Origin of the sequence: Neisseria sp. HMSC058F07 (assembly GCF_001810035.1) — a bacterium.
In the GTDB taxonomy this organism is placed as follows: domain Bacteria; phylum Pseudomonadota; class Gammaproteobacteria; order Burkholderiales; family Neisseriaceae; genus Neisseria; species Neisseria perflava.
Map to the genome: position 1 here is coordinate 8,910 of NZ_KV799682.1, position 7,807 is coordinate 16,716.

Below are 7,807 nucleotides of genomic sequence, written 5' to 3' on the forward strand. Positions count from 1 at the left end.
CGTACTCATCGACTCGTATTGCTCGCCCAAGGCTTTTGCCTCCAAATCCGCCAGACGCTCGCGGCGCGACATTTCCAACTTTGCCGCCGACACCACCGGCTTAGAGCAGCTGTGCAGCATCGTTCCCACCAAAACCGCCCAAAACAACAACCAAAAAGCCAAACCGATCCACTTGGTTTTCCGTTCGCAAAACAAATTAGACATTTTCCTATTTCCTTATAAATCAATTACTTAATATTTTTTCAAGGCAAAAAAATTATTGCGTACCCAATCCGCCTTAACCTGCGCCGCCCATTCCTTGGCTTCCTCTTTGCTCTCGAAGCGTTTCCGCAGTCGGCGAATTTGCAACCATGCGAAGCCTTCTTTCCGCTTGCCGCGTACATCAGCCCGCCAAATCTTCCGCCGTTTATGGGTTTCATAATCGTGCCAAGTGTCCTCATAGACTCCGGCGTGTACCGCATATTCGTGTCTCATTTCAGCCAACCTTTTTACGCTTTTCGCATGGTTTAATTTCACACTTTTGACATGCCCGCCAGTGCTGCATTTTGATAGGGTTATGCGTCGGAGCGGGGGAGAGAGAGATTTCAATACATTCGGCTCGTTCCATCCGCCGACCTTCAAACGGACACATCACCTTGCGAAATACATCCGCCACTTTCGCAGCAACTTTGTCTGGCTTGCCGTTGTATTTACCGTTCAAAATCAGACTGATGCTTGTCGCGCTGTATCGGAGTTTTGCCGCAGTCTTCATCAGTCCGTCTTTCTCGACCTCTTCCTTCAAAACCGCGTACCAATCTTCTTTCATATAATCTTTTTCATTCATAATCAGGAACCTCCCTTAATACAATTTCGTTTATATTTGGGTCATACACCTCTCTGACAGCCAGAAGCTGCGGTGCTTTCGACCCTGTATTCTTCAAAAGGACAAACGATTTTTTCCGAGCGTTGCCCGTATTTTTCAGATAACCCGCCGCTTCAAGGTGTTGAGCATAAACCTTGGCCATACTGCGGCTGACAGGGTGTGTCATATTGACGTGGGCCGTCAGGCTGTCCAAGTCAAAGGTTTTCAAAATCCGCATCGTCCGCCACAAGGCTTCCGTTACCGGACATTTCAACGGCTGACCGTCATCAGACAAGCGGGGCGCATCAACACCCGCATCCCGCTCCAGTCGGTATCCGTACGGTCTGCAAAAGTCCGAACCCTTCTGTATCGACACAAACCCGCCTTTATTAAGAGCTTTCAGATACGCGTACACCGTATTCCCGCTCAGTTGGCAGGCTTTGGCGATTTCAGAGACCGTCTGAAGCCTGTCCTTATTGCCCCGCAGACAGTTCCAAATCTCTTGTCGGCGGTTGCGGGGCTTCGTCAATGTCGTCATGCTCATAATTTGACCCCGCGTTTAGGTGCTTCGCCCTTGTACAGGTCGGCTTTCGCACAAATCTCGCGCGTTACCGTATCCAAGCCTTGCTGGTTGGCAAGCTCCAACAGATTGACCAAATTGACCGTTACGCGGCGTACCGAGCCGTGCGCCAAATCCACCAAATAAGACAGCGCATCTTTTTCAAACGTCAAATCAGGCGCGTAAACCTTCGCCAACTCTTCCGCGTCTGCCAAATCGACAGGCTGCGCAGGTACCCAAGCCAGCACGCGACCGTGGAAACGCTCGAATTTCTTCAGCTTGGTCGGCAACATCTCCTCGCCCACCAACATCAGCGGGGCTTGGCTGCCCTCGTAGATGTCGCGCACCAGCTCGACCAATCCCTTATGCGTAACCAAATAGTCCGCCTCATCCAAAATCAACGGACGCTGACTGGCGGCCAACTGTTCGCAGATCACATCCAAACAACCCGCCGCCGTCCGTGCAGGCGGCAAGCCCATCTCGAAGCAGATTTTTTCCAAAAGCGTCTTTTTGCTCCATGCGCTGCGCAGCTGGACATAGTAAGCGCGTGTCTCATTCGCCACCGCCACCGTCGCCGTCGTCTTACCGAAACCCGAAGGGCCGTACAACACACCCAAACCCGGCAAACCGTCCTGACGGTTGACCAAACGCTCCATTGCAACGGAGACCAAAGACAGATTGTTGATATTTGCAATTTTCATTTTTAAAATCCTTTTAAAGTAGTGAATAAACCTTGTTTTAAACCCCGAAAGGTCGTCTGAAATCAAGCCAGCATCGCCCGTTTGGACAACGCCTTATACTCATTGCTTTGCGGATACCGCTCCAGCCATCTTTGCGCCTGCGGCGGCAAATCCGCCTGACCGCAAATCCGCTGATACAGCGCAAACCGCTCCGATGCTTCGGACGGTACCGACCAGCCCGCAGCCGTTTCCGGTTCAGACGGCATCGCAACCGCCTTCACTTCCACAGCCTCGACCGTTAAATCATCCTCACGGCTTCGGAGTTGCGAAAGTAAAGCAGCCTTCTTCTTGACTTCCGCCATACCCAACACCATTCCCCCGATATTGACCGAGTCCTGATGTTCGATGGTCGGTACGCGGCGTTCTTTCAGGATGTTTTGCTGTTGCAGCTCGTTGCGTTTCAGACGCTCGTCGTTGCGTTTGTCTTCCGCGCGTTCCAAGACGCTGACAGGCATATAATCCGTCGAGTTGCCATGCCATTCCGCTTTGCAGATAAGGCGTCCGACATCGTCGTATATCCAAACCCAAAGCGCGTCCTGCACGTCGTAGCCGACCCTGACCGTTTCACCGTTGAACTCCATCAATTCGGCGGAATAATAAGTATTGCCGAACAGCGATACCTCCCCGCGCCGTACCGTGCGCATTACCTGCGGTCGGAACAAATACCCTTCCTCCTCCGGCGACACCCTCGGCGGCTCGCCAAACTCCGCTACCTTCAAAGCCCAAAACTCATTAGGCGACATATGCCGGCGTTTGCCATCGCGGTCGGTAAACTTAGGCAGCGAACGGTGCGGTCGGTCGTTATATTCGTCCACCACCCGTTCGATATAGCCCTTAAACTCATCCCAAGTAGGAATCGGCGAATTCAAAATCTTCCCGTGCAGGCGGACTTCCTTACGCGACAACTTAAACAGCTTCTGCCGCGCCTCGTCGTCCATATTTTTTCCCACAAAAGACGGCAGGTTCGCCGCCGCCCGTGTGAAAATATTATGGCTGCGTTCCGACGCGCCCTTCGCTTGCGAGTTATAAGCCCGCGAATGCGTCATCGTCATACCCAGCCTGCCCATCAGACCCGTTGCCTCATCCGTCATCATCAAGTTTTCAAAGCCACGACCCCAGTCCACATACCAAAGCGCACCGATGGCCGCGCGGCTCGCGTGGCTTAAAGCCTCAAGCACGGTAAACCGGCTTTCCGCCAGCCCCACGCTCCAGCCCATACACCGTCTTGTGCCAACGTCCAAAACCGTCGTAATTTCAGGTCTGAACGGCAGCCCCGATAACGGATTCAACACCTCCGCATCAAACGTATGACCGTCGGCGGTGTAGATGGCGGCAGGTTTCAAGTGCAGGAAATCGCGCCGTTTGTGCGGCAGGATATTTTTCAAATCCCGCGCGCCGCGTCGTCCGCGTTCACGCTCCACATTGCCAAGCTTGCCCAACCACCGGCGCACCTGATGGATACTCGGCACATCGCCCCCTCTCCCCGTGGGAGAGGGTTGGGGAGAGGGCAAAGCCTCCAGCCTGTTCACAAACAAGCGGTAAGCTTCAGAAACAGAAGGCTTCATCGGCAGCCGGTAGCATTCCAAAAACACAGGCAGCCAAGACGGGACGTTCATATCCTCGGTTCTAGATTTCGGCGCGAGGCTGTTAGATTCCCGCGCCGCAAACCACCGCTTGATGGTCCGTACGCTCGGCAGCTTCCCACCGCCGCCGCGCCCGTCGGCAGCCAAAGAAAACAGCTTCGCAATATGCTCGAAGCCAGGCATCTTCGCCTGCGTCAAAACAGTCGTCATCGCCGCCTCCTTCGACACACCCGATTCCGCCATTACCAGCTCGACCGCAGACAAAACCCCGCGTCGTGCCGATTCGCACAGCCGTTGTTGCTCCGTCGAGCCGTCCGCAACGCCGATGGTAAGCTGTCCCCCTCGCACATCGGGAGAGGGCAGCCCCGCCTCCTCGCCGCCTTTTTCTTCATAAGAAGACAGGGGGGCGGGCAAATCTGACAAACCGCCCAAAACCTCGTTCAGCTTCTTCGCCTGAATCAGTTTCAACACCTCTGGGGGCGGTGCATATTCGCGGCGTTTGCCGTTTTTCCCACCCTGACAAGAGGCTTCAATAAAAGACCACTTCTCTCGTTCAACCTTATATAAGATTGCTCTGTTCGTCTTAGGAAATTTTTCCAAGTTCATTTCCAATAACTCGGAAATCGAATAATGCGTTTTCATGCTGCCGCCTCTTTATATAAATAAGCATAGCGGGGGCGGATGCGCCGCCCGTCTTTCGTCCACCGTTCAGGCCACAGCTCATACAAGGGCTTGCCCAACACTTTCGCAATCGCCATCTCGCCGGCAGTCGACGGCTTTCTCAAAGCCTGACGCACTGTGCTTTCGCCTATACCTGCCATCGCAGCCACATCGGCAAGCGACAGTCCCTTCATTTTGATTTCCGCCCGTATCATTTCAGGATGCATACCGTTCATCTCTTTTTATTGCCTTTCATCATCTTATATATAAAAATGACGTTCCCATTAACATTGAGGATAACGTCATGTCCGAATATAAAACGTCCAAGTATTTAAGCATTGCCCAGCTCTACGATCTGGCTGACGACTGGTGGCGGCTCGACCCCGAGCAGCACCGTTTCGTCAGTGGTTTCATCAGTGATTGGGACACTTACCAATCATGGCTTGACGAACATAGCGTGCCATTTGCAGCTTATAAGGCTGGCGGCAAATCACGGCAAGAAACCATAGCAGCCTACCCCGAACACTACCCGCTATTTGTTTATGCCCAATGGCTGCGGCTGCAAGACGGTTTGCTGCTGCATACCCTGCTGTTGCGATACGGTTATGCAGACGCCTGCTCGAAAAAAGGCGCGCTTGAGCCTTCAGCAGATTTCTTTGAGCTTCTGATGGACGAAGCCGCCCGTTTGAATCTCTTCCCGCCCACCGCATTTGATGCGGGTGCGGAAATGGCAGCCCTAAACCGTCATTCGCAAAAGGGGTGATGCCTGGTTTTTCGTATTTCATCTTTCATTTCCTTTCTATATAAAAGTGTGTAGCGTGGGCTTTGCCCACAAAATTCAACCAAAACCGTTTAATCGGTCGTCCGAACCGTTTCAGACGACCTGTTAAACAGTCTCCTTCCTGACGGGCCGAATACCCGTCATTTTTTTGGCTATTTCCAAATTGTTAAAGAACACTGCAAAATCGGTTATACTGTTTTAAAGTTGCCGTTTCGCTGTTTTTAAAATTATATAACTTGGAAATTATTTCGCAACTAAAATTTCCATGCTTTCCTATGTTGTTTTGACAAGTGATTGTTTTAAATATGAAAATAATTTCTAAGATTTTTTCCATGTTTTTAATTGGAGCATGGAAATGAAAGAGCCAAAATTCAGCATCTCTGAAATTCAGAATTTGATTACCCAGTTGAATCTGATAAGCCTGCCGAATACAACACGCGCCATTCAATACAGGGCAGAAAGAGAACATTGGGAATATGAAGAAGCACCTTCACAAGGTGGGAAGAAAGGTGTTAAAAGAATCTACCCTCTTCCTCCTTATGTTATTGATGAATTGGAACAAAAAGGCTTGCTCCATTTGATAGATGGCGCGGAAACAGACACACCGCTTGAAGTCCGCAACACTCAACCCGATGTAGCGCATATCGAAAATATGGATTACGCAGACTGGGCGGCACGTCAGGATACGCGCGACATCGTACCCGTCCGCTATTACAAAGAAGTCTTCGCCAGCGCAGGCAGCGGCGCAATACCGTGGGACACCGACCCCGAAGCCATGTGGTTCCGAACCGCCTTCTTCAAACACCTGCAACTCTCGCCGGCAGACTGCTTCTGTACCCGTATCGACGGGGACAGCATGTTTCCAACCCTAATCGACCAAGGCACCGTCCTATGGCAAACCGCCACGCGCTACACCCGTGAAGGAATCTACCTGTTTCGACAACAAGACGAACTCCGAGTCAAACGCCTGCAACGCCTGACCGCCGATACACTCAACATCATCAGCGACAACCCAAATAAATCCATCTACCCGACAACCCAACTAACCCTGTCTGCCTCCACCCCCGCCGACTTCCAAATCCTCGGCAAATACCTCTGGAGCTGCGGCATATCAAAATAAACAACTTCCCGATAATTCCCATGACAAAAAAAGCGCGAAACTGACAAAAAACTGTCAGATTTCGCGCTTTTTTCGCAATTCTAAAATTTTCCCCTATTTTTTAAATATCTTCATGTTCTCAATAATTTCTGCATTTTTTCCACGTTATATATCTATGACAAAACTAACACCACCCCACAGTCAGGCAATCTAACATGGTTACCCGCTTTCCATTGGGCGCGGTCTCCTATCAGGCTTTCCGGGTTTATTTCGCCGGTCGAAAGTATCAGATTGCGCCATGTTTTCTGTCTGCGGTTGCCGCCATCTTTTGCGCCCTGTGTTTTTGAAACGCCGTTGATAACGCTGTAAACCATTTGCGGGATTTTTCGGGGGTCGGCTGTTTGCCCGATTTCATCTAACACTAGCAAGCCATCATTACGGGCTAAAGCTAAATTCTGTAAGCCAAGCGGGGTAGTGTCCCAATTGCCTTTAGTGGTTTCAGGGTCTCCCCATACACTCAAGGCAAGCCGCGCGGCGGTTGTTTTGCCTTTTGATGAATCGCCCGCCAAATGGAAGCCGCCGCCCTCTTCGTTCAAAAGTGCCAAGAATGGCGCGGCCATGCTTAATCCTAGCGCCAGGCATAGGCGGCTATTGTTCTCTGCGTATCGCGCGGCCTGATCCTGCCATTCCTTGAGGCTGCCTTTTTCTGTGTAACCGTCTTTTTGGCTGGTGTCTCCGTTGTATAGAATGTTTGTGCCGTCTGCGTTAACGGTTTCCCCGCCTGCCAGTATGTAGGCTTCCCCGTTCCACCCGGCGCGGTCGGTAATGGTAAAGGCCGCCTGGCTTCCCTCTTTCTGCAAATAGTCTGCCAGTTTTTCCCTTTTTGCCCGCCCGCTCATGATGACTAGGCCGAAATTCTGCAAACGCTGCCAGCCTTGAACTGTGCCGATTTCTGCTTGTGGTAGGGCGGCGGTTTTATGCCGGCGTGTGATTTTGTCTTTAAACTTGATAATCTGATAATACGCGCCGTCATTGTCTTGCCCCGTGCCTATAATGTCGATAGGGTCGGAAAGAAATAGCGGCTCTGCTTCGATAATATCGCCGTCTTTGTCGGTTCTAACGTTTACCCACCATACGCCCCGATTATCGATTTCAAAGTGAGGGCGTGGGCGGAATGGCTCGGCATTTTCAAGGTTGTAATCGTTGGTGCTTTCCTGCTTCGCTGTTTCGGTATTTTTCATGCTGTCTGTCCTCCGAAATGGTTGTCTGATTGCTTCTTCTCGTTCAGTTCGTCTAATGCGTCATAGCCGGGCGTTTTGCTTTTCAATACTTTTGCCCTGATCCCTTGCTTAAAGGCTCGCATTGCCAAGTCACAAGCGGCTCTGTAACCAACAGGGCGGGGCGTGTCGTTATCGGCAATAATCGCAATTTCTTTTATACCGTTCGGAAAGTGAAAATTAGTCATGCCGCTTGTACTTAAGGCTGCGTATAAGCCCCAATCGTAAGCCTTGTACAATTCACGGGCGGCAAGGGCGGTTTCTATG

At 51.4% G+C, this 7,807-nt stretch carries 11 protein-coding genes; 2 read left to right on the forward strand and 9 right to left on the reverse strand.

The features are described 5' to 3' along the window. The 7 genes from HMPREF2696_RS06250 to HMPREF2696_RS06280 form a co-directional block, all read right to left on the reverse strand. A partial coding sequence (locus tag HMPREF2696_RS06250; RefSeq protein ID WP_070588116.1) for a hypothetical protein occupies positions 1-204 on the reverse strand: 204 nt, incomplete at its 3' end. 27 nt (positions 205-231) lie between these two features. After that, the gene (locus tag HMPREF2696_RS06255) at positions 232-474 is read right to left on the reverse strand and encodes a toxin PIN (RefSeq protein WP_070588118.1); all 243 of its coding nucleotides are present in this window, start codon (positions 472-474) and stop codon (positions 232-234) included. Between the two features lies 1 nt (position 475). Next, positions 476-823, reverse strand: a complete 348-nt coding sequence (locus tag HMPREF2696_RS06260) for a hypothetical protein (protein ID WP_049343892.1) — start codon at positions 821-823, stop codon at positions 476-478. Beyond that, positions 816-1,385, reverse strand: a complete 570-nt coding sequence (locus HMPREF2696_RS06265) for a LexA family transcriptional regulator (protein WP_049343894.1) — start codon at positions 1,383-1,385, stop codon at positions 816-818. Before HMPREF2696_RS06265 ends, HMPREF2696_RS06260 begins: the two co-directional genes overlap by 8 nt. Further along, complete coding sequence (locus HMPREF2696_RS06270) at positions 1,382-2,101, reverse strand: AAA family ATPase (RefSeq protein ID WP_049343896.1); 720 nt, start codon at positions 2,099-2,101, stop codon at positions 1,382-1,384. Before HMPREF2696_RS06270 ends, HMPREF2696_RS06265 begins: the two co-directional genes overlap by 4 nt. 62 nt (positions 2,102-2,163) lie before the next feature. Next, complete coding sequence (locus HMPREF2696_RS06275) at positions 2,164-4,365, reverse strand: Mu transposase C-terminal domain-containing protein (protein ID WP_049343898.1); 2,202 nt, start codon at positions 4,363-4,365, stop codon at positions 2,164-2,166. Then, complete coding sequence (locus HMPREF2696_RS06280; RefSeq protein WP_049226745.1) at positions 4,362-4,619, reverse strand: helix-turn-helix domain-containing protein; 258 nt, start codon at positions 4,617-4,619, stop codon at positions 4,362-4,364. The genes HMPREF2696_RS06275 and HMPREF2696_RS06280 overlap by 4 nt, the downstream gene beginning before the upstream one ends. 68 nt (positions 4,620-4,687) lie before the next feature. Here HMPREF2696_RS06280 and HMPREF2696_RS06285 point away from each other — a divergent pair, with 68 nt between their 5' ends. Beyond that, positions 4,688-5,146, forward strand: a complete 459-nt coding sequence (locus tag HMPREF2696_RS06285; protein ID WP_049343900.1) for a hypothetical protein — start codon at positions 4,688-4,690, stop codon at positions 5,144-5,146. Positions 5,147-5,519: 373 nt separating this feature from the next. Beyond that, a complete protein-coding gene (locus HMPREF2696_RS06290; RefSeq protein WP_239665344.1) occupies positions 5,520-6,284 on the forward strand; it encodes a S24 family peptidase in 765 nt (254 codons plus the stop codon). A gap of 152 nt (positions 6,285-6,436) precedes the next feature. Here HMPREF2696_RS06290 and HMPREF2696_RS06295 read toward each other — a convergent pair whose 3' ends face one another. After that, complete coding sequence (locus tag HMPREF2696_RS06295; RefSeq protein ID WP_249967834.1) at positions 6,437-7,504, reverse strand: DUF927 domain-containing protein; 1,068 nt, start codon at positions 7,502-7,504, stop codon at positions 6,437-6,439. After that, positions 7,501-7,807, reverse strand: a 307-nt coding sequence (locus HMPREF2696_RS11795; protein WP_249967835.1) for a toprim domain-containing protein, incomplete at its 5' end; no start/stop codon positions are given. The genes HMPREF2696_RS06295 and HMPREF2696_RS11795, both read right to left, overlap by 4 nt.